This window comes from Mesoflavibacter sp. SCSIO 43206 (assembly GCF_019904215.1).
GTDB lineage: Bacteria > Bacteroidota > Bacteroidia > Flavobacteriales > Flavobacteriaceae > Mesoflavibacter > Mesoflavibacter zeaxanthinifaciens.
Map to the genome: position 1 here is coordinate 2,042,827 of NZ_CP063201.1, position 25,288 is coordinate 2,068,114.

A 25,288-nucleotide genomic window follows, 5' to 3' on the forward strand; every position below is an offset into this window, starting at 1 on the left:
TTGTCGGTTTTTTGGTTGGGTTAGTTTAGGATAATTGGTCTGTAAGTTGTAAAAATTGCTCTTCTAAACTTTCTTTACGTAAAACTAAATGAGATAGGTTGATGCCATTATCAAAACACAGCTTGTTTAAAGAGCTAGATAACATAGGTTGATCTAAAAATGCAGTTACTAGATTGCCATTAACTTTTACATCTTTAATGTTTGGATTGTTATTTAAAAAGTTAATTAATGCATCTGTGTTTTCAGCTTTTAATTCAAAAAAACCATTACTAGTAATCATTTGGTCTACAGGACCTTCATAAAGTTTTTCGCCTTTTCTTAAAACGACAACGTGGGTACACACTTTTTCAACTTCGTCTAATAAATGAGATGCTAAAAGTATAGTTGTACCTTTACTTGCAATCTCTTTGATTAAAGATCTAATTTGATGTATACCTTGTGGATCAAGCCCATTTGTAGGCTCGTCTAAGATTAAAATTTCAGGATCATTAAGCAGCGCACTAGCTATAGCAAGACGTTGTTTCATCCCTAAAGAAAATGTTTTAAACTTACTATGTTTTCTTTCAATAAGACCAACAAGTTCTAATTTTTCGTCTATTTTTTCTTCAGCAATGTCTTTAATTTTACAAACTAGTTTAAGGTTTTTGTAAGCAGACATATAAGGATAAAAATTTGGTCGCTCTATAATAGCTCCAACTTTTTTTAATGCATCATGTGTAGATAAATCTCCGTTAAACCATTGAAAATTTCCTGAAGTTTTATTTACAACATTAAGTGTAATACCTAAAGTAGTAGATTTACCACTTCCGTTAGGTCCTAAAATTCCGTAAACATTTCCTTTTTCAATAGTGAAAGAAAGATTGTTAACTGCGGTTAAATATCCGTACTTTTTTGTAAGGTTTGAGATGGTTAAAATTGTGCTCAAAATATTTTTGGTTTTTGATTGATATAAGTAAGACGATTGTCGGCTGGTTTTGTTACAATTTATAAAATTTGTTACTAAATTTGAGTAAATTAGGGTCTATGCAAGATTTAAAAATTTCTAAAAAGAAGCCGTCATATCCTGTAAATCAAAAATTACACAAGTATTTAAATGAATATAACAGAAATTTAAAAATTTCGATTTTATATGAAGATTTATTACGCTTTCAAGGTTCTGTAACGGTTTATGATAAAGACGATAATGATACGCTTTGGATACGCGTGTATTATAACGAATTTGATCGCGCAGAAATTGATCTTAATCTTAAAAAAGTCTATACACAATTACACTCTGACGGAAACGAAAAAACCATTCCGTTTTTAAATGTAGATGCTGTAGATTACTGCACCTTTGGTAATAGTAAACCGTTTAGAGTAAAAGTTAGAAATATTTTAAACGACAATTACACCTATTTTTATGTTAAAAAAGCAGATGCTTCTAGAATTTATGGTTTAGAATTAGAGCATATGCTTTCGCCTTACAATCTAAATTTTTTAGTCTATAAAAATACCTTAATAGAAGAACATATTGCAGGTATACCAGGAGACGAGTTTATTCAAAATAAATTATCAGAGTGTTTACCTTCAGAAAAATCTCAAATCGCTAAAGAATTTGTAAAGTTTAACGAGCGTTGCATGATTAGATTACTGGGCGATATGCGCGCATACAATTATGTAATTGTACCAACGCACGATTTTGATCATGTGGTGTTTAAAATTAGAGCTATAGATTTTGACCAGCAATGTTATGAAGGTAAGTTTAATGTTTATCGACCACAATTTTTTAAAGAGAATAATAAAATGGTGGCATTAGTTGCAGAAAAACTAACACAAGACTCTATTGATCAATATAAAATAGAAGAACGATCTACCATAGCAAAGCGTATGATTAGTTATCAAGATAGAATAGGAGAGTTGTTAGATTGTATGACTAGCGATACTATTTCTATTGAAAAACATATCGAAATGCTTAAATCTAAAATCTATGATTATACTTTGGATTTAGAGTTTAAGCGCAGTAAAAATATGGGCGAAATCTTAAAAAATGCTTTAGATTTTGTAAAAAGAAACTATCAAGATGTTAATACAAAAATGTATTAATTCCAGTTTTCATCAAAATCTAAACTTTCATAATCATCAACATCATAGTCGTCGTCAAATTCATTAAAATCGTCGTCACTATCGGCTTCAAAAACTTTTTCTGGCGCTTCTGTAGGAACTTGACCTTGCACATACATTAGATTAGGATAATCTGTACCTTGTGCTTCTTCAACAATTTCAGCTAATTCAACAAAAAATGTCCACATACTTAAAAAGTCGTAAACATAAATAAGTTTAGTTTGTGCTTCGTGTACGATGTCTGCAATGGTGGTTTCATTCATTAATTTAACTTGATTTAAACCATCGCTCATGTCAAAAAGGCTAATTTCTTCACCTTGATTCCATTCGTCATCACTAATATAAAAAGACGCCATTTCTGTACCATCAAACCCAAAAGATTGAGTGATAACATTGTGTAGATCTTCCATAGTGTCGTTTTCACGAATTTCAAAATCTCTAAAGATATCTTCTTCTGTATCGTTGTCTAAAATAGCTCTAAAACGGTAAATCATAATTAAAAAAATAAGTTTACAAAGATAAGGTTTTAATCCTTATTTGCTAAATCTATGTAAAGTAAATGTCATTGCTGTTAATAAGAAAAACGCACCAACTTGATGTGCAACGCCTAACCAAACCGGAACTTGTAATAATAGGGTCAATACACCTAAAACAAATTGTAAAAATACTAAGCCTACAAGACTATTTAAAGCTAGTTTTTGATACTTGGTTTCTACAAATTTTTGTCCTTTAAAAAATACGATTAGTATTAATGCAACTACAAAATATGCAAGTGTACGATGTACAAATTGTACGCCACTTTTACCTTCGGTTAGGTTTAATAAAAGCGAGTTTTGTTCGGTATACACAGTTTCATGAATAAATTTACCTTCACTCATCATTGGCCAATGGTTATGTATCCAGCCTGCATCTAAACCAGCAACAAAAGCGCCATATATTATCTGCACTAATAGCACAAATGTAGTTACGCGCAACAAGTTTTTAAATCCTGTATCTGTAACCTTATTAAAAGGAAATATTAAATCTAATGCAACCCAAAACGTTAATGCAAAAGTGATAAAAGCAGTGGTTAGATGTGCAGCCAATCTAAAATGACTAACATCTGGTCGATCTACCAAACCGCTTTTTACCATATACCAACCCAAAAATCCTTGAAAAGCACCAAGACACATCAAACCAATTGCTTTTTTTATAGTTGGTCTGGTTAGTTGTTTTGTAATTAAAAAGTATACAAAAGGAAAGAAAAACACTAACCCAATAAGACGACCAATAACACGATGGATCCATTCCCAAAAGTAGATGTCTTTAAAATCTTCTAAAGTGAAATGGTTATTAAGTTTTTGATATTCTGGATATTGCTTGTAAAGGTCAAAAGCGGCATTCCATTCGGCGTCATTCATTGGTGGAATTGTACCAGAAATTAATTTGTAATTAGAAATTGATAAACCAGAATGTGTCAAGCGTGTGATACCGCCAACAATTACCATTATAAAAATTAAAATACAGCCTGTTAGTAGCCAATAAATTACTTTTTTGTTATCTTTCTTTTTCATAACTATTCAGTTTTTAAACCTAAAGCTTTACCTTTTTCAAGCATTAATTTGAAAGCTGCTTCGTGATCGTTTGGGATATCGCCTTCTAAAATTGCTTCCTTTATTGCTTCTTTAATTAAACCAACTTCTTTTGAAGGTTTTAAGTTGAAAGTCTCCATGATTTCTTCTCCAGAAACTGGTGGCTGAAAGTTTCTTACAGAGTCTTTTTCTTCAACTTCAACTAATTTTTCTCTTACAATTTTAAAGTTGTTATGATATTTTTTAAATTTTTTAGGATTTTTTGTCGTGATGTCTGCTTCACAAAGCGTCATTAAATCATCAACATAATCTCCAGCATCAAATAGCAAACGTCTAACAGCCGAATCTGTTACGATGTCTTGAGCTAAAACAATTGGTCTAGAGCTCATAAAGACTAGTTTTTGGACGTATTTCATCTTGTCATTTAAAGGCATTTTTAAGCGTTTAAATAAGTGATATACCATTTTAGAACCTTCAAATTCATGACCATGAAACGTCCAACCTACTTTTTTACTAAACTTTTTTGTTGGTGCTTTACCAATATCGTGCAATAATGCAGCCCAACGTAACCAAACATTTTCGGTATGTTTTGCGATATTATCAACAACTTCTAAAGTGTGATAAAAATTATCTTTGTGACGTTGACCTTCTTTTTCGTCAATACCTTTTAAAGCGGTTAACTCTGGCAAAATTATTTGTAAAAGTCCAGTTTTTTCAAGAAGTAAAAACCCTATTGAAGGCGTTGGACTTTCTAAAATTTTATTTAGTTCTACTACAATGCGTTCTTTAGTTATGATTTTAATGCGCTCACTGTTTTTAGAAATGGCTCTTAACGATTGGTTTTCGATTTTGAAATCTAATTGTGTAGCAAATCGTATGGCGCGCATCATACGTAGTGGATCGTCACTATACGTGATATCTGGATCTAATGGCGTACGTATTATTTTGTTTTCTAAATCTTCAACACCCTTAAATGGATCTAGTAAGTCTCCAAAATTAGCTTCAGAAAGATTTAAAGCTAAAGCATTAATTGTAAAATCACGACGGTTTTGATCGTCTTCTAACGTACCGTTTTCTACAACAGGATTACGACTATCTTCATTGTAGGATTCTTTACGTGCACCAACAAATTCTATTTCGATATCTTCATAGCGTAGCATTGCAGTTCCGTAAGTTTTAAATACTTGTACTTTTGGTTTGTTGGGTAACAGATTTGAAAGTTCTTTTGCAAGTGCAATACCACTACCAATTGCAACTACATCTATGTCTTTGGCATTACCACGTTTTAAAATAAAATCTCTTACAAAACCACCTATTACATAACTGTCTAAGTTAAGGTTTTTAGAGGCTTGAGAGATTGTTTTAAATATTGGGTTTTGTAATGCTTGTTTGTAATTCATCGGGTAAATTTACTCACGAATAATCTTTACTTCACCATTATTTGACAATTTTATAATTGTAGATGGTTTGGTGTTAATTTTTTCGTTTTGCAAATTTACAACATAATCCACACCTTTTAAAACCGCTTGAGTTATTTCTTTAAAGGAATTTGGTGTTGGTTCTCCAGCAATATTTGCTGAGGTAGAAACGATGGGTTTTCTAAATTGTTGGATAAGTTTTTGACAGAATTCGTCTTTAGGAATTCTAATAGCTAACGTGTTGTCTTCTGCAATCAAATTAGTAGCTAAACCAATTGGATTATCATAAATAATAGTTGTTGGTTTGTCACTAAATTCTATTATTTGGTAAGCAACTTCTGGTACTTTTTCAATGTACTTTTCTAGCATTTTCAAATCACTAACCAAGCATATTAATGCTTTAGAGGCTTCACGTTGTTTAATTTGATACACTTTTTTTACTGCTTCAAAATTTGTAGCGTCGCAACCAATTCCCCAGACAGTGTCTGTTGGGTAAAGTATGATGTTACCTTTTTTAAGGTGTTGTGTTGTAGTAGCTATTTGCTCCTCCATTTTAAGAATTAATAAATTGACTAACGTCTTTTATAAGTTGTTCTCTGTATTTTAAATGTTCTGTTTTTACTATTTTACTTGAATTTGTAAACTGTTGTTGTAATTCTGTTTTTTCGGTATTTAAGATTTGATCTATAGTAAAGGTGTTAAAAAAGTCTGTAATACCTTCAAATCTACTGGTATCTCTATCTGGTCTAACAAAAATAACAGGTGTGCCAAAAGCTAAACATGGTAATGCAACATGAATTCTAGAAGTAACTACAAGTTTTGCAGATGCATAAAGACTTAAAAGCTGCTCTGCTTTTTTAAATTTTTCTTCATGGGTTGTTGCATTAAAATCTTGATTAGAAACGGTTATACTTTGCTCTAAAATAGATTTAGGAATTAATTTTTCTATAATTTTTTTAGCCTCTTTTTTTTCTTTGTATTCTTTTAAAAAAGACTTAGTTGCATTTATTATAGGCTTGTGTGGATTTCTAATGGTTTTCCAAAGACTTTTTTTATTAGTATCGGACACGTCGTTTTTATGTGATAAAATATCGCATAACACAATTGCATTTGGTGTTGTAGTGTTTTGATATTTCTCTTTCTCTAAAGTAAGTGTTAAACAACCAGAAAAGTAGGCTTTGACTCCATTTTCTTCTAATTTTTGAAGTGTAAATTTATCACGACAACCAATTGGTTGATGCTTCTTGTAATAGGCTAAGGCTTTAGGACTTGTTAATGGTTTTTTAGCAAAATCGTTGATGTGAAACGAAACAAATTTAGGAAGTAAAGTCTCACTTGGTGGCCAATGTTCTGGGTGATGCATAAACCATCCGTTTAAAATGATTTTAGCATTTTCAGTGGTTTCATCCAATGCTTCACGACTAATCAACGCATCTACTTGTGGTAAAAAACGCTTTGCAGCTAGACTTTGTATGTAATCGCCAATGTTTGTTTCTTGATCTCTATATTTTAATAGTGCGTATTTCATTAACCTATTTATTTTGGTGTAAAATTATGGTAATAAAGCTTAAACGCCAATAATCTTAAAAAACAATTCTTTAAATTTTAATCTTAAAGTTTAAAAATTGTAATTTTGAACTTTAAAATTTTATATGGCTTTACCTATTATTCAATCTTTATGGATTGGCGGTTCTTTATCAAAAATAGAACAGCTTTGCATTAATTCTTTTTTAAAAAACAATCATGAGTTTCACTTATATACTTATGGAGAAGTGCAAAATATTCCTGAAGGAACAACAGTAAAAGATGCAAATGAAATTATTAATTCATCTGAAATCTTTACCTATAATGGCGGAAGTTACGCCGGTTTTGCCGATTGGTTTAGATGGGAATTGTTATATAAAAAAGGTGGTTTTTGGGTAGATACTGATGTAATTTGCATTAAACCTTTTGATTTTGATGAAGATGAAGTATATGGGGCAGAATCTATAGATCTTGTTTGTCCTGCTGTTTTAGGATTTAAACCAGGACATGAGATGTGTAAATTTTTAAGTCATAACTGCGAATTCCCTAATACTATTTTGCCTTACGATAGTAAACACCAAAAAAAGGTAAAGCGTAAACGTAAATTTTGGGGTAAAGGTAGAGAGCATATAGAATGGGGCGAATCTGGCGGACCAGAAGGTCTTACTAAAGCTTTAGATTATTTTAAAATAAGAGATAAAGCCAAACCATTTACCTATTTTTTTCCAATACATTTTTCTAACTGGCATACAGTTTACGATAGCACTTTTAAAAATAGTGCAGATTTATTTAAAGATACTTACGCAATTCATCTTTGGAATGAAATGACTAGACGCGAGCCTAATTTTGATAAAAATGCAGATTTTGATTCGCAATCTTTAATAGAACAACTTAAAAGAAAATATCTTTAAGCCATCTTAGCTTGTATTAAGATTAATTGTCGTTTTATTATTTTTTTTAGACTTTTAGATCTATACCAACGCAAATAGTTAAGCGTTTTATCTAAGCCTAAAGGTAATACTGTTTTAAAATTTTGGTGTAATTTTTTTAAGCTGTTACTTATATTATTGTAACTAGCTTCTGGTAGTTTTACAGCTTTAAAAGCATTTGTAATTAACTTATTAACGTCTTCTTTATCTTGGTTTGGTGTGTTAAAATAACAATGTGTTATTATGGTCATTTTAAAATAATTAAGATATAGATTTGTGACGTTTTTTGCTTCAGGTGATTCTGCGTTTAGATAATATTTTTGATAGATAGTATCTAAAATATCTAAATATGCTTTGGTGTTTTTAATGCTAAAATTATTGGTAATAGAGTTTTGATTTCCAGTATTGTAATAATATGTAGTTTGATCACTTAATATAATAGATTGGCAGTTAATTAATGTTTCAAAAAACCATAATTCGTCTTCATGTAATAATCGGTCTTTAAAAGCAAGGTTATGCTTAGTAATAAAGGCTTTTTTGTATAATCTATTATGGGCAACACAACTTACTTTATCATTTAATACCATTGGGATTAATTTGTAATTGGTATTTGATAACTTTTTGTTTACAGGTAAAAAATGTTCTAAATAGCCTATAATGTTTTTGTTATGTCCATCTGTTAATGCAGTCTTGCCAAAGATAATATCTGTATTGTGAGGTATTAAATTAACAAAATTTTGAAGCGTGTTTTTATCAATCAAATCGTCTGCATCCAAATAATAGATGTATTTTCCTTTGCTAATTTTTGTTCCAGAGTTTCTGGAACCAGAAAGTCCTTGGTTATCTTGATAATAGTAAATGATTCTATTGTCTAGATTTTCAAAAGCGTTGATAATTTCTTTAGAATTATCCGAGCTACCATCATCAACAACAATACATTCCCAATTTGTAAATGTTTGATTTATTACATGTTGAAGAGTTTTTTCAATATATTGTTCTCCGTTATAACACGGAATTATTACTGAAATTAAAGGCGTTTCTTGCATGAAAATTAAAATAGATTGTAAAATTAAGTTGCAAATCTTCAAAAATAAAATATAATGGCTAATAAATTATAAAATGCTATTTTTGGAGCTGTTTCTGTAAGTAGTTTAATGAAAGTATTATATTTTTTTCCAGGTAATCCGTTGGTACGTTCACAAGGTAACCACGTAAGAGCTTATACGCTTTTACAGTATTTTAAGGCTAAAAATATAACCTTAGATTTAGTAGCAGAAGACGATAAACACTTTACAGAACAAGATGTAGAAGCACTTAAATCTGAAAAATTAGTTAATCAAGTACATTTTTTACCAAAGCATAAAAAAGGAGGTTTAAGTTATTTTTTAAAGGTATCTATACCCAAATTGCTTAGTAAAATACCCAAACCTTTTGATCGTAGACAATTAAATCAACAACAAGCTTTTAATAAGGTGTTGCAAGCCAATACTTACGATAAAATAATTGTTAGTTATTCTTGTTGGATACCTTTGGTTTTAGATAATCCATACTTAAAAGGAGCAACGACAATAGTAGATACACACGATTTTTTAACCTCGCAATTTAAAAGCCGAAAAGATTTTAAGTTAGGTGAATTTTTTGAAGGCGAAATGAAACTTTTAAACAGTGTTGATCAAGTTTGGGCAATTTCAGTAGAAGAAAAATACCTTTTTGAGCAATTTATAAAAACACCAGTGCATTTAGTGCCACACTTAACAACTAGTAAAATACAAAGCACAACAAAAACTATAGATGTTTTATACGTAGCTAGTGAAAACGAACATAATATAGCAGCAGCACAATGGTTCTTTAATAAAGTTTATCCATTATTAGAGACTAACATTTCTATAACCGTAGTTGGAAAAATAAATAAACATATTAAGGATTATCCAAACGTAAATAAAATTAATTATGTTGAAGATTTATCTGCAACTTACAATGCTTCAAAAGTTGTAATTTGTCCAATGTTAAGTGGTACAGGATTAAAAATTAAAGTTGTAGAAGCGTTATCCTTTAATTTACCAGTTGTATGTAATACAAGAGGCGTAGATGGATTAATTAATAAAGTAGATAATGGTTGTTTAGTAACAGATAATGCAACTAAATTTGCGGCTTACATAATGCAATTACTTAATGATTCTAGTTTTTATGAAGCCAACAAGCAAAAGGCAAATCTATTTTACGAAGAATATTTAAGTGAAAAAGCTGTGTATAGTACGTTAGACCAAATTTTAAATTAATCGACTGTTTTATGAACTCTGAATTATTAAAATTCTGGTATAAAATTACCAACAATAAAAGCAAATATTTAGAAGTTAAGCATGCTAAACGCGAGCAGAAAAAACGTGCTACTTTAAATCCTGAAGTTTTAAAAACTTTAAAACAGTTTAAAGATAATATCGATTCTAAAACCGAAATTAATTTATCACATTCTGGTCATTTAGGAGATTTAATATATGCTTTACCCATTATAAAAGAGTTGTCAAAAACAAAAATTTGCAATTTAATAGTTAAAGTTAATCAGCCTTATAACGGACAATATTTTAAACATCCATCAGGAAATATTATGATTTCCGAAAGGTCTTTTAATATGCTTTTACCATTATTAAAAGAACAATCGTACTTAAATAGCGTGACAGTTTACACCAATCAAAGTATAGATGTTGATTTAGATTTTTTTAGAGATTTACCTATTTCAAATCAATTTCATTCATTTAGATGGTATTATCATCTTGTAGGAAAACAAGCCGATATGACTTTACCTTATTTAGATGTAAAGCCACATAACACTATTAAAGATAAAATTGTAATTGTACGTACCTTTAGAGCACGTAATGTGTTTATAGATTATTCATTTTTAAAACATTACGATAACTTATTGTTTTTAGGTACAAAAGATGAATATGAAGATTTAAAGCAAAGCGTACCAAATTTAGAATTTTATGATGTTAAAGACTTTCTAGAACTAGCACAAATAATAAAATCATGTAAGTTTTATTTAAGTAATCAAACTTTTGCTTATGCAATTGCCGAAGGATTAAAAGTGCCAAGACTATTAGAAGCGTATCCAGATTATCCTGTAATGTTTCCAACAACAACTAATGGAGCAGACTTTTATTTTCAAGAGCATTTTGAAGCTTATTTTAAAACCATGTATAACGCTTAATATTTTTTAATGACTACGGTAGATGTATCTATAATTACAGTAAATTATAATAATGCAAAATTGACTTTTGATTTTGTAAACTCATTGGTAGCTAAGTTTCCTAAACAGTATACTTATGAAGTTATTGTAATTGATAATGCCTCTACAGAACCTTTAAGTTTACAATTAGACACTACTTTTAAAGCTGTAGATTATCCTGTAATATTTCATAAAAGTGCTATTAATTTAGGATTTGGAGCAGGAAATATGTTAGGCGTTCAGTTTGCAAAAGGTAATTATTTGGCTTTTATAAATAACGATGTAGTAATTACAGAAGATTGTTTTTCTCCTTTAATAGACTATTTAAAAGCAAACGATGATGTTGCAGTCTGTTCACCACAACAATTAAATATTGATAATAAACCTGTAATTGGGTTTGATTATTTTCAAGGGTTTAGAAAAGAATTATTTGGAAGAAGTTTTATAGAAAAATTTATAAAAAATCATCCAAAACGAAAAGATTTACCATACAAAACACCTTTTGAAGTACCGGCTTTACAAGGTTGTTTTATGTTTTTTAAAGCTGAAATTTTCGCAAAAATTGGAGGTTTTGACACTAATTTGTTTTTATATTTTGAAGAAATGGATTTGTGTTTTAGGTTAAAGCAATTGGGTTATAAAAGTGTTTTAGTACCAACATCTACTTTTAAACATTTAGAAAGTGCAACCGTAAAAGCTAATCCTTTAATTAAGCAAGAGTTAATGATTTCTAGGCTTTACATATACCGTAAAAATTATTCTTATTTAAAATATAAATGTTTACAATGTATTATTTTACTAAAGTTAGCTTTAAAAGCGTTGACCAGTAAAAATAGAGCAAAATTATTTTGGATAGTTTTTCAAGGTGCGCCTTTAAAATATTCTTTAAAGCAGAAACAACAAATTGTTTTAAAATAAGCTTCTGTAGACGTCTGCATAGTGTAATGCAGCAGTATTCCAATTAAAACTTTTAGCACGGTTTTGATATGCATTTATATAAAAGTCTTTGTTGGTTTCATACTTATGTAATCCTTCTATCAAGACGTTAGCCATGTATTTTGAATCAAAATTATCCCAGTAAAATGCATCTTTACCGCCTATTTCAGGTAACGATGTAAGGTTGGATAAAAATACAGGTTTACCATAAGACATCGCTTCTATTGGTGGTAACCCAAAACCTTCTAATAATGAAGGAAACACCAACGCTTCACAATGTTTATAGTAATAATGTTTCTCGGTTGAACTAATTTTACCTAAAATATAGATTTGGCTTTTTGTATTAGTTTTTGCAATTGCTGTTTCTAAAACATTGGTTGTGTAATCGTCTTTTTTTGATCCTGCAAGTACCAAATCAAAATCTGGTAAATGCTCTAACATTTGCACTAAAGCATGCGGATTTTTACGTGCTGTTAATCCACCAATAAAAAATAAAAATGGTCGTTGGGTTACTGGTGTAACCGCTTTAAAATCGGTTTGGAGTTTGCTTATAGGATTACCGTTGTAAATTACATATTCAGGAACGTTTGGAACATCAAAATATTTGTGAGTAGATTGTTTAGCAAATTCAGATATGTAAGTAATGGCATTGCTTCTTTTTAATTTTTCTTTAAACCTAAGATTAACTTTATGATCCATATCGTTAGAAACTTCATCTACAAAATTTACGTCATGAATTGTTAATACATACGGAATATTAAAAAATGGTTCTACTTTTATATTTTGATTTAAGCTATGCCAAACATCGTACTTTTTTTTTATTCTGAATAAAGGTTTTCGGCTTAAAGATTTATAAGTTTTATAGTTAAAATAAGTACCGTATTGATCTTTTAATGGCGTTGTGTTTTTTGCATGAAGTGTCATTTTAAAATCCTCAATTTGCGCATTATAAAGCCCATTAATTAGATGATAATTAAATTGTCCAAATCCGTTAAACTGATTTTTTATGTTATGAGATTCTAAAAAAACGTGTTTCATCTATTCAATATTTCTGTACATAGTCCAAAGCTGAATATAACGCTTAAATACCATAAAACCACTAAGATAAGATACTATAAAACCTTCTTTTCCATCTAAAAAACCAAGTCTTAAAAAATATTGGTGCATAAATCTGTACCAAGGTCTAAATAAAAAATGATATAGATTTGGTCGTACATTTTTATTATATAATTCTTCTGCTTTTAATTTACTGTATTTGGTAAGTTTTAAATTATAATCGTCAAAAGATTTATACGTGTAATGATCTACTTTATGTTTTAATTTTTTAATAGTTGAAGCTGTTTCTATTGCTTCGTGTACTAATTTACCATTGTATTTGCAGTTGTTTTTATTAAATAGTCTAACAACATAATCCGTTTGAAATCCGCTATATTTCAATCGTTTACCCATAAAATAAAAGTTTCGTTTTACTTTAAAAGCTTCACTTTTAGGGTTTGTTTTTATGGTGTTTGTAATTTCTTCAGCCAATTCAGGAGTCACAATTTCATCTAAATCAAAAAAAGTAATCCAATCGTTATTAGCCAAACTTAGTGCGTAGTTTTTTTGTGCCGAAAAATTATCAAATTTACGTTGTATTACTTTTGCACCAAGTTGTTTAGCAAGATTTACAGTATTATCTGTACTAAAAGTATCTACTATGATAATTTCGTCTGCAAAAGATAAGCTTTTAATGTAGCGTTCTACATTTTTTTCTTCATTATAAGTTATAGCTAAAGCGCTTATCATGTTATAGAAAATAAGATTTTAGGCAAATATAACCAATAGGCTTTATATATTTGTGAGTAGTTAAAAATCATTTTTGGTATGGCAAAATTACCGGTATTAATGTATCATTCTGTAACTTCTAAAATAGATGAAGCTAAAGGTTTGACTATACATGTGGATAAGTTGGAAAAACAGTTGCTGTATCTAATAAATAACGGTTATAAAACGCTTCATTTTAAAGATTTAGAGCGTTTTAAAACAGCAAAAGATTTACCAAAAAAAACTGTAATTATTACGTTTGACGATGTGTATGTTAATCAATTAGAATTAGCATATCCATTGTTTAAAAAACATAATCTTAAAGCTTGTTTTTATGTGCCTTTTAAATATGTTGGTGATAAAAATAATTGGGATGAAGGTAAAAAAACAATAATGTCTGTAGCACAATTAAAGCAACTGGATCCATCTAATATCGAGCTTGGTTGGCATAGTTACGGTCATATTAATTACCAATTATCTTCTATAGATACGATAGCGTTAGACTTAAAATCATGTCAAGAATTTATTAAAAACAATCAGTTAGAGTTGTCCAACACTATTGCTTATCCTTACGGAAAATTCCCTAGAAAAAATCCAATAAATAAGCAATTTGAAACCTTGTTAAAAGCAAACCATTTAGATTACGGTTTACGCATAGGTAATAGAATTAATAAATTTCCTTTTAAAAATAAATATCAAGTACAACGCTTAGATATAAAAGGAGAAGATACTTTGCTTAAATTTATTTGGAAACTTAAAGTAGGTAAGTTGTTTTAAAAAAATAAGGTTGTATGTGTCAAAAGTGCCTAAAGTATTTAAAGTGTCTAAAGTTTTTAAATTAGAATTTTAAAGATTACTTCCAACTTCCAACTTCCAACTTCCAACTTCAGACTTCTAACTCCGAACTTCAATCTTCAACCTTACTTAATTCCTTTTTTTAATAACATTAATTTGGCATATCTAGAAAATACACCGTAAGCGTTAATGCTAGCAACAGCAAGTCCAGGAATACCATCCATAAAACCGCGTCTTAAAATATAGCTACTAAAAAAACGGTAAAACGGTTTAAATGCTAAATGAAAATAAGTTGCTTTCTTACCTTTTTTAAGCATTTGTTCTGCCTGAAACCAAGCATAGCTATCTTTTTTACTAATGTAGTGTTCTAGACCTTTGTAAGTAAAATGAAGTACAGGATTTTTAAGTTGACCAATACTGCCATCAATAATCAATTTTTCGTGTACTAAACCTTCAAATTTACAATTAGCACGTTTAACTAATCGTAGTACAGAATCGTAATGATGATACAGAAAACGATTCATATAAAAATGCGGAAAGTTTAGCTTGTATCCAGCATGTTTAGGATTGTTTATTACATCTAATATTTCTTGTTTTAAAGCAAAGGGAATACGCTCGTCAGCATCAATAAACAGTACCCATTCACCAGTTGCATATTGTAAGGCAAAGTTTTTTTGATTAGAAAAATTATCAAATTCTCGTTGTACAACGGTGCAATTATTTTTCTTAGCTATATCTACTGTTTTATCAGAGCTAAAAGAATCTACAACAATAATCTCATCAGCAAAACGTACAGAACGCAAAGCTTTTTCTATATAATTTTCCTCGTTAAAGGTTGGAATGATGACGGATAATTTCTTCATTTAAAGCAATAAATAAAAGACAAATTTACGTTTTTATATTCTTCTTAAACAAAACTAAAGCATGCAATATTTTAAATATGTCTATCTTTGCAATTCAATTTGAAACAATACATTAATGAGTGGTTTACCTATATCTGTAATAATTAGTACTTATAACGCTGAAGCTTGGTTAGAAAAAGTTTTAGAAAGCTATAAATATCAAGACTATGATAATTTTGAAGTTATTATAGCAGATGATGGCTCGCGTGAAACAACTAAGCAGTTAATAGATCGTTTTAAAGCAGATTACCCTGTAAATTTACGTCATATTTGGCATGAAGATAAAGGTTATAGACGCCAAGAGTTATTAAATAAGTGTATCATGCAAACAGAGTATGATTATATTTTAATGACAGATGGAGATTGTATTGCTCGTAAAGATTTTGTGTCAACTCATGCAAAATATGCAGAGAAAGGCTACTTTCTTTCTGGTGGTTATTTAAAATTAGATATGCCAACAAGTGAAACCATTGAGTTGAAAGATATTGAAAACGAAAATTGTTTTGATACTAAATGGCTAAAAGAAAACGGAAGTGTAAGTTTTAAGCAAGCTTTAAAATTAAATGCTAACGGACTTTGGGCAGATTTTTTAGATGCTACAACACCAACAGGAGCAACATTTAACAACTGTAACTCAAGCGCCTGGAAAGACGATTTGATTGCTATAAATGGTTATGATGAACGTATGCAATATGGTGGACCAGATAGAGAACTAGGAGAACGTTTATTTAATTATGGAATTAAATCTAAACAAATAAGACATAAAGCAATTGTTTTACATTTAGATCATCCAAGAGGCTACAAAACAAAAGAATCTTTAGAGCGAAATTTAAAAATTAGAAAAGCAGTTAAAGACGAAAATCGTACTTGGACAGATTACGGTATAGTTAAAAAATAGTATGCCAAAAATCTCTGTAATTATAAGTACTTATAATCAGCCTAAATGGCTGTATAATGTCTTAGTAGGATATAACCAGCAAACCTTTACAGATTTTGAAATTATTATAGCAGATGATGGATCTACAGATAATACAAAAACTGTAGTAGACAATTTTATTAGTAAATCAAATTTAAAAATTAAGCACGTTTGGCAAGAGGATAAAGGCTTTAGAAAAACTACAATTTTAAATAAAGCCATTTTAAAGTCAAATACAGATTATTTGCTATTTACGGATGGCGATTGTATTCCTAGAAAAGACTTTGTGCAAACACATTATGATTTAAAAAAAGATAATTGCTTTTTATCTGGAGGTTACTTTAAATTACCAAAACACATCTCTAAAATTATTACTGAAAAAGATATCATCAAGCAATCATGTTTTGATAAAAATTGGTTATTAGATCATGGTTTAAAATCTTCATTTAAGCTAAATAAATTAACTGCAAAAGGAACAAAACAGTTTCTGTTAAATAAGTTAACACCAACCAAAGCTACTTGGGATGGTATGAATGCATCTGGTTGGAAAAAAGATATATTAGCTGTTAATGGATTTGATCAGAGAATGGAATATGGAGGCGAAGATAGAGAGTTAGGAGAACGTTTAGTTAATAAAGGCGTAAAACCCATACAGATAAGATATAGTGCTATATGCGTACATCTTTATCATGAAAGAGGTTATAAAAATGATAAAGCTATAGCTAAAAACTTAGCCATTAGAAAAGAGACAAAAACTAAAAAAACAACATGGACAGAGTTTGGTATAAAACAAACTAGTTAACACGGTAAGCACCAACTTTCCAATAAGTTTGTTCTCTGTCTGTATCAACTTTGCCAAAGTCAAGTTTTTCTATACTTGTATTTGCATCAATAATTTCCCAACAATCTAATCCTTCTTTGTAAATAGAAACTACTAGTAATCCATTAGGTTTAAGTTTACTTATAAATCTATTTAGGACTTCTTTTTTTAAGTTATGATGTACGTAATAATAAGCTTCATTAAAAACAATTACATCATAAGTCTTATTTGGATTGTAATTATGGATATCTGCAACTAAACTAGTAGAATTTGGAAGTTGCTTTTGTTTTGCTTTGTCTATAGAGTTCTTAGAGAAGTCTACATTGTAAAAGTGAGAATAACTATTTTTATCAAACTTTCCGTTTAAAACAGCTTCTCCAGCACCTAGGTCCAGAATAGTAGGATTTTTAGAAGCGTACTTAGAAATAAATTCAACAATTTTTTGATATCTTAAATCCTCACGATCATTATTAAGATAATCCCATTTTCCCTTTTTATATTGTCTATTCCATCTGTTTTTTCTTCTCCAGTGATGAAATCGATCTATTAAGCTTAGTTTACTCATTATCTGTAGAGTTTAATTAATTAAAATGTTGCTTTAAAAAAGCATCTAATTTTGGGATTATAATATCTGGTGTTAATTGTTTGTAAAGAAATGTAGGATCTTCTTCAATTTTTTTACGTTGTTCTCTATCTGTAGAAAATAAATCTGGTTTTTCATCTAAAAGGTGAATAGATGTATGTTTTTTACCGTCTTCAAAACTTGCCCAATGTTCTTTTAATACATAAGGAGAAAAAATAGTAAATGTTGGTTTGTTTAAAGCTTTTGCAATGTGTACTGTACCGCCTTCATTTGCAATTAATAGATTGCATTTATTCATAAGTAACACAAATCCACGGATACTTTCTTCATAAATATCAAAAATAATTTGTTCTTTGTGTTTACACTGATTGTAGATAGTTTGCGCATCTTCTTTTTGATGTGGTGCATAGTTAAATAAAGCATATACATCATAATTTTCGGTTACAAAATCTATCAGCTTTACGATATAATCATAAGGCATAGATTTTTGTGGCGTGCTACCCAAAATACCAAACATGATAACAGGCTTATTGTACTTATCAAGCTTGTTGTATTGCGCTTCAGCTTCGGTTAAATATATTTTGGGTTCATAAACAGGGTTTTTAATATCATAAACCGAAGTTACCAAATGTACTCTGTCTTCAATAGATTTTCCGCAAGGTTTAGACTTTTCTTTTAAAAACGAAATATTGTGTGTGTAAAACGGTAAAGGTGGATTTTTTTCTCGTTTTTTAAATCCTATTCTAGTATTTGCTCCCGATAATAAAGTAATTACACGACTTTGAAATTTTGCGTAAGGATCTACAACAATATCATACTTTTTGCGTCGTACATTAAAAGCTGTTTTAAGTAGTACTGGTATTTTTTTAAGTTCTTTTTCCTTGATTTCAATAATATTATCAATTGCTGGGTTTTGTTCGATAACACCAGTTGTGTAATCGTAAACCATGTAATCTATTACAGAATCAGGAAATACTTTTTTTAAATTTGTAGCAATTAAAGAGGCTAATAGCACATCTCCAATTCTTTTATTTTGAATGATTAAAATCTTCTTCATCTAAATTGGCTTTTGCCTAAGTGCAAAATATAATTTTATCGGCTTTTATTAAAATTTAGTTTAACATATCTTTGAAGCAACTTAAAATTAATTAAAATCATACACTGTCATCCAAAATATCAACATTTAAAATCTGAAATTGAAAATTTAATTAAGGATTTTGATAACAAAGGAGAGGCTGTAACTATTGGTCAACGTAACGTTATAAAATCTTTTCAGATTGATGGTTTAAAGCTAAATATAAAGTCCTTTAAAAAACCAAATGCTTTTAATAGTTTTATTTACAAGTGGATACGACCAAGTAAAGCTAAACGGTCTTTTGAATATGCAAGCAGGTTAATAGATTGTGAAATATCAACACCTTTTCCAGTAGCATATCTAGAAGAAACTTCAGGTTTTGGACTTAAAAACAGTTATTATGTGAGTGAACATATTGATTATGATTTTGAATTTAGAGCATTAATACACAATCCAAAATTCCCTAAAAGAGAAGAAATATTAAAGCAATTTGCTCGATTTACCTTCAAATTGCATGAAAATAATATTAATTTTTTAGATCATTCTCCTGGAAACACTTTGGTTGTTAAAACAGGGCAAGGTTATAAATTCTACCTTATAGATTTAAACCGAATGCGTTTTGAAAACATGACCTTTGATAAGCGTATGCATAATTTTAGACGCTTGTGGCTATCTAAAACGATGATCAAAGTAATTGCAGAAAAGTATTCAGAATTATATAAAAGACCATACCAAGAAACCCATGATTTAATGTTAAAGCATAGTATGGCGTTTCAACATAAAATAAACCGAAAAAAATTGCGTAGATCTGGACGTAAAATGCAATTTAAGTCATAAAATAAAAAATCCTAAACTTTAAAGTTTAGGATTTTATATATTCATTTTGCTATGTAACTTTCATTTAAACAGCCACATCATATTCGCGTAACGCATCGTTAAGCGATGTTTTTTTGTTAGTACTTTCTTTACGCTTACCAATAATTAAAGCGCAAGGTACGTTGTAACTTCCAGCAGCAAACTCTTTAGTATAACTTCCAGGTATTACTACAGAGCGTTCTGGTACATAACCTTTCATTTCAACAGGTTTGTCACCAGTAACATCAATAATTTTTGTACTCATAGTTAAAACAACATTAGCACCTAATACAGCTTCTTTGCCAACTCTAACACCTTCTACAACAATACATCTACTACCAATAAAAGCACCATCTTCAATAATCACAGGAGCAGCTTGTAAAGGTTCTAAAACACCACCAATACCAACACCACCAGAAAGATGTACGTTTTTACCAATTTGCGCACAACTACCAACAGTAGCCCAAGTATCTACCATAGTACCTTCGTCTACATAAGCACCAATATTTACATAACTAGGCATTAAAATAGTACCTGCAGAAATGTATGCACCATGACGTGCCACAGCATGAGGTACAACTCTAATTCCTTTTTCTTTATAACCAGTTTTTAATGGGATTTTATCGTGATATTCAAAAATACCAACTTCTAAAGTTTCCATTTTTTGTATCGGGAAGTATAAAACAACTGCTTTTTTTACCCATTCGTTAACTTGCCAACCATCTGTAGTAGGTTCAGCAACACGAAGTGTACCTTCATCTAAAAGCGCTATCACTTTTCTAATTGCTTCAATAGTTGATGTCTCGGTTAAAAGCTCTCGGTTATCCCAAGCAGTTTCAATAATTTGTTGTAAATCTTTCATTTTTTGTAATTTCAATTTTTTGGCGTGCCCTAAAGGTCAGGCTTTACGCTATATCTTTTTTTGCCATATATGGCAGCAAAAAAAGGATGTCGCTTCAATCCTTCACGCAAATATAATTCCTATAAATTAAAATATGGCATAATATTTAAGGTGTTAATCTATAAAACCATAAATTTGCATAAAATTTTAAGATGGCTCAAATATTAGCAATAGATTACGGTAAAGTAAGAACAGGATTAGCAGTTACAGACGATATGCAAATTATAGCATCAGGACTAGCTACTGTAGCTACAAAAGAGCTTTTAGATTACTTAAAGACATATACAGAAAAAGAGAATGTAGAACTTTTTTTAGTTGGAGAGCCAAAACAAATGGATAATACAGCTAGCGAAAGCGAAGCTTTAATTAAACCATTTATTTCTAAACTAAGATCTACATTTCCGCACATTCCTATTGAAAGAGTAGACGAGCGTTTTACCTCAAAAATGGCAGCGCAAACCTTAATTGATAGTGGATTAAAGAAAAAACAAAGACAAAACAAAGCTTTGTTAGATGAGGTTAGTGCAACTATCATCTTACAAAGTTACCTTTATAATAAATAATAATTTATGATATTACCTATAGTTGCTTACGGCGATCCCGTTTTAAAAAAGCAAGCCAAAGAAATAACAGAAGATTACCCAAATCTTGACACATTAATAGATAACATGTTTGAAACTATGTATGGTGCATACGGTGTTGGTCTTGCAGCACCACAAATTGGGTTATCGATTAGACTTTTTATAGTAGATGCATCACCTTTTGCAGAAGATGATGATTTGTCTAAGGAAGAGCAAGAACAATTAAAAGATTTTAAACGTGTTTTTATTAACCCAATTATACTAGAAGAAACTGGAGACGAATGGGCATTTAACGAAGGCTGTCTTAGTATACCAGATGTTAGAGAAGACGTGTTTAGACAACCAAATATAAAAATACAATATCAAGATCAAGATTTTAATACACATACAGAAGAGTTGTCAGGTCTTGCAGCACGAGTATTTCAACATGAGTATGACCATATAGAAGGCGTGTTATTTACAGATAAATTATCTGCATTTAAAAAACGCTTAATTAAAGGAAAGCTAACCAATATTTCTAAAGGAAAAATAAACGTAGATTACCGAATGAAGTTTCCGTTAATGAAAAAGAAACGTTAAACGTTTGGAAAACCCAAAGTAACATTAGATATTTGCGACCCTTAAAAATAAATTTATGGCTTTAGAAAAAGTTTTAGCAATTTCAGGTAAACCTGGATTATACAAATTAGTAACTCAAACAAGAACAGGCTTTATAGCAGAATCTTTAATAGATCAAAAAAGATTAGCTATTGGTATACAACAAAATGTAAGTGTATTAAGCGAGATAGCAATATATACTTTAACCGAAGAAGTACCTTTAGCAGATGTTTTTAGAAAAATAAGCGATAAAGAAAACGGACAAGAAACAGCTATTAGCCATAAAGACTCTAAAGATAAGTTAGAAGAATACTTCTTTGAAGTATTACCAGATTATGATGAAGATAGAGTATATGTTAGTGATATAAAAAAAGTAATTCAGTGGTATAATTTACTTGTTAAAAATGATCTTTTAAACTTAGAAGAAGAAGTAACAGCAAGTGACGAAGAAGAATAATAAACTTGTATATTAAAATATAAAAAAATCCAGCCTTAAAGCTGGATTTTTTTGTACCAATGTTTTACGCAATAATAAATCATTGTACTTTTACCAAAACCCTTTTTTATGAATAGTAGACCTGATCAATTAAAAGCATTTGACCGTTTATTAACCATTATGGATGAGTTAAGAGAACAATGTCCATGGGATAAAAAACAAACCATGCAAACATTGCGTCATCTTACTATAGAAGAAACTTACGAGTTAGGCGATGCTATTTTGGATAACGATTTGGAAGAAGTAAAAAAAGAACTAGGAGACCTAATGCTTCACTTAGTTTTCTATGCAAAAATAGGTAGTGAAACCAATGATTTTGATATAGCCGATGTACTAAATACTGTTTGCGATAAACTAATACATAGGCATCCGCATATTTATGGAGATGTAAAAGTTGAAAATGAAGAAGACGTAAAACGTAATTGGGAAAACCTTAAACTAAAAGAAGGAAAAAAAAGTGTTTTAGAAGGTGTACCAAAAAGTTTACCAGCGCTTGTTAAAGCTAGTAGAATACAAGATAAAGTTGCAGGTGTTGGTTTTGATTGGGAACAACCAGAGCAAGTTTGGGAAAAAGTAGAAGAGGAGTTATCTGAATTTAAAGAAGAAGTACAAAACGGTAATCAAGACGCTATGGAAGCCGAGTTTGGAGATGTACTTTTTTCTATGGTAAATTATGCACGATTTTTAAAAATTAACCCAGAAAATGCATTAGAAAGGACAAATAAAAAGTTCTCAAAGCGTTTTGTTTATTTGGAAGAAAAAGCAAAATCTTTAAATAAAGAATTAAAAGACATGACTCTTACTGAAATGGATGTTTTTTGGGAAGAAGCCAAAAAACTGTAATTGAAAAAATCTATTGATTTTTTCAAATATTACAATTTGGGAAGAAGCCAAAAAACTGTAATTGGAAAAATCTACAGATTTTTTCAAATATTACAATTTGGGAAGAAGCCCAAAATCTGCTATAATTTTTCAAAAAAATAATTTATAAAAAGTCAATTAATACCTGATTAGGGTTTTAACTATTTGATTTACTTAAAAATATGTTAAAATCAACTTTTTTATAATCTATAAAAATCCAAAACAATAAATGTGTCGTATATAAGGCATATGACATTTAATCTTACCTTATTATAGAATAAAGTTGATTAATAGCATACATCATATTAGGTGTCATAGAAAATAAAATTATTTCTTGTAAACGAAGAGAAATAATTGGTTAGTTTAGTTAGGAGCCAAAACCCTATTTCCTCTCAGAAATAGGGTTTGGTTTTTTTATTAAGTAATGTTTCCTATTAATAATTTTAATGATTATGAGTAATAGATTAATTAAATACTATATCATAATCGTTATTTTTAATTAATATAGAGACTTAATTTTTTTAAGTTTAGTTAGCCAAATGTCTAATTCCTCTTTATGCTTTTTTATGTTTTTATGTACTTCTTTAACAAGAGGATTATCAGATTTAACATTAGTAAAAAACTGTAAATTGTTTTCTAGTTGGTTAATTTCTCCTTTTATTTCATCTACTTTTTTCTGAATGTAAAAACGTTCGTTATCAATTACTTTTTGGTTGTCTGTAGATGATAAACCTTGAAGTTTATTTTCAAACTTAATCATTTCAGCTTCAGATTTGTTTAAATCTAAGTTTTTAAACAAACCATCTAATACATTATTAAAGTCACCTTCAATATGTTTTTTATTTCTAGGTACGCGACCTATATTTTTCCAATTATTAATTTGTTCTTTTATAGTAGCTAAGTCTTCCTTTTGGTCTCCGGTTAATTTTAACTCTTTAACTTTGGCTAGTAATGCTTCTTTTTCTTTAAAAGCTTGCTCTTCTTCTGCAGATGCTGCATTACGTTGGTCTTTTATTCTATTAAAATAGTGGTTACATGCAGTCTTAAATTGTTTCCAGATTTTGTCGCTGTCCTTTCTTGGTACATGTCCAATTTTTTTCCAATCTGCTTGGATTTTTTTCATTAAAGGTGTCGTTACTTCAAAATCTTCGTTGTCTTTGTTTTCTTCTGCAATTTTAACAAGTTCTTGTTTTTTCTCTAGGTTAACGTATTGTTCCTTTTTTAAGTCTTTGTAGAACTGATTTTTCTTTCTGTTAAAGGTGCGAACGGCTTCTTTAAATTTTGCCCATGTAGCTTCGTTAACTTTAATAGGTACTTTTCCTGCTTTAAAAAACTCTTCTCTTAAAGCTTCTACCTCTTTAATTTTATTTTGCCAACCTTTATGTGTGTTTATATTTTCTGAAGAAATTTGAGCAATCTTATCTATAATAGCTTGTTTGTTAATAAGGTTTTGCTCGTATAGTTTATCTAAGCTTTTAAAGTATTCTTGTCTGTTTTCATTAATTTTTTTTGTAGCTTCTTTAAATCGATCCCAGATTGGTTCTCTGTGTTCTCTTGCTACAGGACCAAGCTCTTCTTTCCAGATTTTATGAAGATTTTGAAGTTCTCTAAAGGCTCTGTTTATATTATCGTCTTTAGCTAGTGCTTCTGCTTGTTCTATGATTTTTGTTTTTTGCTCTAAGTTATGCTCAAAATCTTTGTCGCGTAAATCTCGATCTAAGTGTAATAAATCATAGAAACGTTCAACATTAAAATGGTAGCTGTTCCAAGCGTTATTATATTTATCTCTTGGTATTGGACCAGCATTTCTCCATTGGTCTTGTAAATCTTTAAATGTTTTATATTTAGAACTCATTGAGTCTTCTGCATCTTCTGTAAGTGCTTTTATTTGCTCAATAATTTCTAGCCTATTATTTAAATTTTGCTTTAAGTTTTTTTCTAAATTTTTGTAGTGTGCAGTTAGACGTTGTTTGTAGTCTTTATAAGTGTCTCTAAAGCTACGTTGTAACGGAGAGTTGTATCTAAAGTCCATCTCTACACCGCCATTACTTAAAAACTCTTCTTTCTTTTCTTCAAGTAAGTCATTAAATTGTTTATCAAACTCTTGTTTTAAGGCATTGACATGTTTGTTTATAGCTTGTACTTTTTCGTTTTTTACCAAACGTTCAAGTTCTATAACCAATTGTTCCATGTTTAAAGACTCATAATCTTTTTCTTCAATATTATGTCTGTCTTTATTGCCTTCATCTTCTGCATCTTCTGCGTTAGAGTCTTCAATTTCATTTAAGACTTTATCATCGTCGTTGTTTGGATTGTCTTCTGTTGTAGGTTGTACAGTTTTATTTTGTTCTTCCGTTCCGTCTGCGTTTTGCAGGTTATCTAGCTCTGACATCTTTAAAATG

27 protein-coding genes are annotated in these 25,288 nt (G+C 29.8%); 13 read left to right on the forward strand and 14 right to left on the reverse strand.

The features are described from left to right. Window positions 1-25: 25 nt before the first annotated feature. The gene (locus tag INR78_RS09375) at window positions 26-925 is read right to left on the reverse strand and encodes an ABC transporter ATP-binding protein (RefSeq protein WP_223076307.1); all 900 of its coding nucleotides are present in this window, start codon (window positions 923-925) and stop codon (window positions 26-28) included. Window positions 926-1,023: 98 nt separating this feature from the next. Between INR78_RS09375 and INR78_RS09380 the strand changes: the two genes are divergently transcribed. After that, window positions 1,024-2,082: a hypothetical protein gene (locus INR78_RS09380; protein ID WP_223076308.1), complete on the forward strand. Its 1,059-nt coding sequence runs from the start codon at window positions 1,024-1,026 to the stop codon at window positions 2,080-2,082. Here INR78_RS09380 and INR78_RS09385 read toward each other — a convergent pair. From INR78_RS09385 to INR78_RS09405, 5 genes are read right to left on the reverse strand one after another with little or no spacing between them, the layout of a single operon-like run. Continuing rightward, entirely contained in the window at window positions 2,079-2,594 is a 516-nt protein-coding gene (locus INR78_RS09385) for a hypothetical protein (protein WP_106679302.1), read from the reverse strand. The genes INR78_RS09380 and INR78_RS09385 overlap by 4 nt on opposite strands. A gap of 39 nt (window positions 2,595-2,633) precedes the next feature. Continuing rightward, window positions 2,634-3,653: a COX15/CtaA family protein gene (locus INR78_RS09390; protein ID WP_223076309.1), complete on the reverse strand. Its 1,020-nt coding sequence runs from the start codon at window positions 3,651-3,653 to the stop codon at window positions 2,634-2,636. 2 nt (window positions 3,654-3,655) lie between these two features. Further along, on the reverse strand, window positions 3,656-5,071 hold the full coding sequence (locus tag INR78_RS09395; RefSeq protein ID WP_223076310.1) for a CCA tRNA nucleotidyltransferase: 1,416 nt from the start codon (window positions 5,069-5,071) through the stop codon (window positions 3,656-3,658). Between the two features lie 9 nt (window positions 5,072-5,080). Next, window positions 5,081-5,641, reverse strand: a complete 561-nt coding sequence (locus INR78_RS09400; protein WP_223076311.1) for an L-threonylcarbamoyladenylate synthase — start codon at window positions 5,639-5,641, stop codon at window positions 5,081-5,083. Between the two features lies 1 nt (window position 5,642). Beyond that, window positions 5,643-6,617 (reverse strand): polysaccharide pyruvyl transferase family protein, encoded by a 975-nt coding sequence (locus INR78_RS09405; protein ID WP_223076312.1) that lies wholly within the window; start codon window positions 6,615-6,617, stop codon window positions 5,643-5,645. A gap of 124 nt (window positions 6,618-6,741) precedes the next feature. On the opposite strand from INR78_RS09405, the gene INR78_RS09410 reads away from it, so the two are divergent. Then, window positions 6,742-7,524 carry a glycosyltransferase gene (locus tag INR78_RS09410; protein WP_223076313.1) on the forward strand — a complete coding sequence of 261 codons (783 nt, stop codon included), beginning with the start codon at window positions 6,742-6,744 and terminating at the stop codon, window positions 7,522-7,524. Here INR78_RS09410 and INR78_RS09415 read toward each other — a convergent pair. Then, window positions 7,521-8,588, reverse strand: a complete 1,068-nt coding sequence (locus INR78_RS09415) for a glycosyltransferase family 2 protein (RefSeq protein WP_223076314.1) — start codon at window positions 8,586-8,588, stop codon at window positions 7,521-7,523. The two genes, INR78_RS09410 and INR78_RS09415, sit on opposite strands and share 4 nt — an antisense overlap. A 108-nt stretch (window positions 8,589-8,696) precedes the next feature. Between INR78_RS09415 and INR78_RS09420 the strand changes: the two genes are divergently transcribed. From INR78_RS09420 to INR78_RS09430, 3 genes are read left to right on the forward strand one after another with little or no spacing between them, the layout of a single operon-like run. Then, entirely contained in the window at window positions 8,697-9,821 is a 1,125-nt protein-coding gene (locus INR78_RS09420; RefSeq protein ID WP_223076315.1) for a glycosyltransferase, read from the forward strand. Window positions 9,822-9,832: 11 nt separating this feature from the next. After that, entirely contained in the window at window positions 9,833-10,747 is a 915-nt protein-coding gene (locus INR78_RS09425) for a hypothetical protein (RefSeq protein WP_223076316.1), read from the forward strand. A 9-nt stretch (window positions 10,748-10,756) separates the two neighbouring features. Next, the gene (locus INR78_RS09430; RefSeq protein ID WP_223076317.1) at window positions 10,757-11,683 is read left to right on the forward strand and encodes a glycosyltransferase family 2 protein; all 927 of its coding nucleotides are present in this window, start codon (window positions 10,757-10,759) and stop codon (window positions 11,681-11,683) included. On the opposite strand, the gene INR78_RS09435 is transcribed toward INR78_RS09430, so the two are convergent. Next, entirely contained in the window at window positions 11,675-12,739 is a 1,065-nt protein-coding gene (locus INR78_RS09435; RefSeq protein WP_223076318.1) for a glycosyltransferase family 1 protein, read from the reverse strand. The two genes, INR78_RS09430 and INR78_RS09435, sit on opposite strands and share 9 nt — an antisense overlap. Then, window positions 12,740-13,486, reverse strand: coding sequence for a glycosyltransferase family 2 protein (locus INR78_RS09440; protein ID WP_223076319.1), 747 nt, complete (start codon window positions 13,484-13,486; stop codon window positions 12,740-12,742). 78 nt (window positions 13,487-13,564) lie between these two features. Between INR78_RS09440 and INR78_RS09445 the strand changes: the two genes are divergently transcribed. Then, window positions 13,565-14,281 (forward strand): polysaccharide deacetylase family protein, encoded by a 717-nt coding sequence (locus tag INR78_RS09445; protein WP_223076320.1) that lies wholly within the window; start codon window positions 13,565-13,567, stop codon window positions 14,279-14,281. A 143-nt stretch (window positions 14,282-14,424) separates the two neighbouring features. On the opposite strand, the gene INR78_RS09450 is transcribed toward INR78_RS09445, so the two are convergent. Beyond that, window positions 14,425-15,162 carry a glycosyltransferase family 2 protein gene (locus INR78_RS09450; protein WP_223076321.1) on the reverse strand — a complete coding sequence of 246 codons (738 nt, stop codon included), beginning with the start codon at window positions 15,160-15,162 and terminating at the stop codon, window positions 14,425-14,427. A gap of 115 nt (window positions 15,163-15,277) precedes the next feature. On the opposite strand from INR78_RS09450, the gene INR78_RS09455 reads away from it, so the two are divergent. Both INR78_RS09455 and INR78_RS09460 read left to right on the forward strand, forming a co-directional pair. Further along, on the forward strand, window positions 15,278-16,099 hold the full coding sequence (locus INR78_RS09455; RefSeq protein WP_223076322.1) for a glycosyltransferase family 2 protein: 822 nt from the start codon (window positions 15,278-15,280) through the stop codon (window positions 16,097-16,099). 1 nt (window position 16,100) lies between these two features. Beyond that, window positions 16,101-16,919: a glycosyltransferase family 2 protein gene (locus INR78_RS09460; protein WP_223076323.1), complete on the forward strand. Its 819-nt coding sequence runs from the start codon at window positions 16,101-16,103 to the stop codon at window positions 16,917-16,919. On the opposite strand, the gene INR78_RS09465 is transcribed toward INR78_RS09460, so the two are convergent. Next, window positions 16,912-17,502, reverse strand: coding sequence for a trans-aconitate 2-methyltransferase (locus INR78_RS09465; RefSeq protein ID WP_223076324.1), 591 nt, complete (start codon window positions 17,500-17,502; stop codon window positions 16,912-16,914). The genes INR78_RS09460 and INR78_RS09465 overlap by 8 nt on opposite strands. A 16-nt stretch (window positions 17,503-17,518) precedes the next feature. After that, window positions 17,519-18,577 (reverse strand): glycosyltransferase family 9 protein, encoded by a 1,059-nt coding sequence (locus INR78_RS09470; RefSeq protein WP_223076325.1) that lies wholly within the window; start codon window positions 18,575-18,577, stop codon window positions 17,519-17,521. A 291-nt stretch (window positions 18,578-18,868) separates the two neighbouring features. Here INR78_RS09470 and INR78_RS09475 point away from each other — a divergent pair, with 291 nt between their 5' ends. Next, window positions 18,869-19,432 carry a lipopolysaccharide kinase InaA family protein gene (locus INR78_RS09475; protein ID WP_255593146.1) on the forward strand — a complete coding sequence of 188 codons (564 nt, stop codon included), beginning with the start codon at window positions 18,869-18,871 and terminating at the stop codon, window positions 19,430-19,432. Between the two features lie 64 nt (window positions 19,433-19,496). Here INR78_RS09475 and INR78_RS09480 read toward each other — a convergent pair whose 3' ends face one another. Next, window positions 19,497-20,312 carry a 2,3,4,5-tetrahydropyridine-2,6-dicarboxylate N-succinyltransferase gene (locus INR78_RS09480; protein WP_027880130.1) on the reverse strand — a complete coding sequence of 272 codons (816 nt, stop codon included), beginning with the start codon at window positions 20,310-20,312 and terminating at the stop codon, window positions 19,497-19,499. 191 nt (window positions 20,313-20,503) lie between these two features. On the opposite strand from INR78_RS09480, the gene ruvX reads away from it, so the two are divergent. From ruvX to mazG, 4 genes are all read left to right on the forward strand, one after another. Beyond that, window positions 20,504-20,914 (forward strand): Holliday junction resolvase RuvX, encoded by a 411-nt coding sequence (ruvX, locus tag INR78_RS09485; RefSeq protein WP_106679339.1) that lies wholly within the window; start codon window positions 20,504-20,506, stop codon window positions 20,912-20,914. 6 nt (window positions 20,915-20,920) lie between these two features. Next, window positions 20,921-21,511 (forward strand): peptide deformylase, encoded by a 591-nt coding sequence (gene def / locus INR78_RS09490; RefSeq protein WP_223076326.1) that lies wholly within the window; start codon window positions 20,921-20,923, stop codon window positions 21,509-21,511. 55 nt (window positions 21,512-21,566) lie between these two features. Then, on the forward strand, window positions 21,567-21,986 hold the full coding sequence (locus INR78_RS09495) for a DUF5606 domain-containing protein (RefSeq protein ID WP_223076327.1): 420 nt from the start codon (window positions 21,567-21,569) through the stop codon (window positions 21,984-21,986). 108 nt (window positions 21,987-22,094) lie between these two features. Beyond that, the gene (mazG, locus tag INR78_RS09500) at window positions 22,095-22,868 is read left to right on the forward strand and encodes a nucleoside triphosphate pyrophosphohydrolase (protein ID WP_223076328.1); all 774 of its coding nucleotides are present in this window, start codon (window positions 22,095-22,097) and stop codon (window positions 22,866-22,868) included. Between the two features lie 517 nt (window positions 22,869-23,385). On the opposite strand, the gene INR78_RS09505 is transcribed toward mazG, so the two are convergent. After that, window positions 23,386-25,278 (reverse strand): DUF349 domain-containing protein, encoded by a 1,893-nt coding sequence (locus tag INR78_RS09505; RefSeq protein ID WP_223076329.1) that lies wholly within the window; start codon window positions 25,276-25,278, stop codon window positions 23,386-23,388. Window positions 25,279-25,288 lie beyond the last annotated feature (10 nt).

Bases quoted from the DNA above. Each gene is read 5' to 3' on its own strand.
- INR78_RS09380 (WP_223076308.1), top strand. From the start codon at position 1,024: ATGCAAGATTTAAAAATTTCTAAAAAGAAGCCGTCATATCCTGTAAAT.
- INR78_RS09385 (WP_106679302.1), bottom strand. From the start codon at position 2,594: ATGATTTACCGTTTTAGAGCTATTTTAGACAACGATACAGAAGAAGAT.
- INR78_RS09390 (WP_223076309.1), bottom strand. From the start codon at position 3,653: ATGAAAAAGAAAGATAACAAAAAAGTAATTTATTGGCTACTAACAGGC.
- INR78_RS09395 (WP_223076310.1), bottom strand. From the start codon at position 5,071: ATGAATTACAAACAAGCATTACAAAACCCAATATTTAAAACAATCTCT.
- INR78_RS09400 (WP_223076311.1), bottom strand. From the start codon at position 5,641: ATGGAGGAGCAAATAGCTACTACAACACAACACCTTAAAAAAGGTAAC.
- INR78_RS09405 (WP_223076312.1), bottom strand. From the start codon at position 6,617: ATGAAATACGCACTATTAAAATATAGAGATCAAGAAACAAACATTGGC.
- INR78_RS09410 (WP_223076313.1), top strand. From the start codon at position 6,742: ATGGCTTTACCTATTATTCAATCTTTATGGATTGGCGGTTCTTTATCA.
- INR78_RS09415 (WP_223076314.1), bottom strand. From the start codon at position 8,588: ATGCAAGAAACGCCTTTAATTTCAGTAATAATTCCGTGTTATAACGGA.
- INR78_RS09420 (WP_223076315.1), top strand. From the start codon at position 8,697: ATGAAAGTATTATATTTTTTTCCAGGTAATCCGTTGGTACGTTCACAA.
- INR78_RS09425 (WP_223076316.1), top strand. From the start codon at position 9,833: ATGAACTCTGAATTATTAAAATTCTGGTATAAAATTACCAACAATAAA.
- INR78_RS09430 (WP_223076317.1), top strand. From the start codon at position 10,757: ATGACTACGGTAGATGTATCTATAATTACAGTAAATTATAATAATGCA.
- INR78_RS09435 (WP_223076318.1), bottom strand. From the start codon at position 12,739: ATGAAACACGTTTTTTTAGAATCTCATAACATAAAAAATCAGTTTAAC.
- INR78_RS09440 (WP_223076319.1), bottom strand. From the start codon at position 13,486: ATGATAAGCGCTTTAGCTATAACTTATAATGAAGAAAAAAATGTAGAA.
- INR78_RS09445 (WP_223076320.1), top strand. From the start codon at position 13,565: ATGGCAAAATTACCGGTATTAATGTATCATTCTGTAACTTCTAAAATA.
- INR78_RS09450 (WP_223076321.1), bottom strand. From the start codon at position 15,162: ATGAAGAAATTATCCGTCATCATTCCAACCTTTAACGAGGAAAATTAT.
- INR78_RS09455 (WP_223076322.1), top strand. From the start codon at position 15,278: ATGAGTGGTTTACCTATATCTGTAATAATTAGTACTTATAACGCTGAA.
- INR78_RS09460 (WP_223076323.1), top strand. From the start codon at position 16,101: ATGCCAAAAATCTCTGTAATTATAAGTACTTATAATCAGCCTAAATGG.
- INR78_RS09465 (WP_223076324.1), bottom strand. From the start codon at position 17,502: ATGAGTAAACTAAGCTTAATAGATCGATTTCATCACTGGAGAAGAAAA.
- INR78_RS09470 (WP_223076325.1), bottom strand. From the start codon at position 18,577: ATGAAGAAGATTTTAATCATTCAAAATAAAAGAATTGGAGATGTGCTA.
- INR78_RS09480 (WP_027880130.1), bottom strand. From the start codon at position 20,312: ATGAAAGATTTACAACAAATTATTGAAACTGCTTGGGATAACCGAGAG.
- ruvX (WP_106679339.1), top strand. From the start codon at position 20,504: ATGGCTCAAATATTAGCAATAGATTACGGTAAAGTAAGAACAGGATTA.
- def (WP_223076326.1), top strand. From the start codon at position 20,921: ATGATATTACCTATAGTTGCTTACGGCGATCCCGTTTTAAAAAAGCAA.
- INR78_RS09495 (WP_223076327.1), top strand. From the start codon at position 21,567: ATGGCTTTAGAAAAAGTTTTAGCAATTTCAGGTAAACCTGGATTATAC.
- mazG (WP_223076328.1), top strand. From the start codon at position 22,095: ATGAATAGTAGACCTGATCAATTAAAAGCATTTGACCGTTTATTAACC.
- INR78_RS09505 (WP_223076329.1), bottom strand. From the start codon at position 25,278: ATGTCAGAGCTAGATAACCTGCAAAACGCAGACGGAACGGAAGAACAA.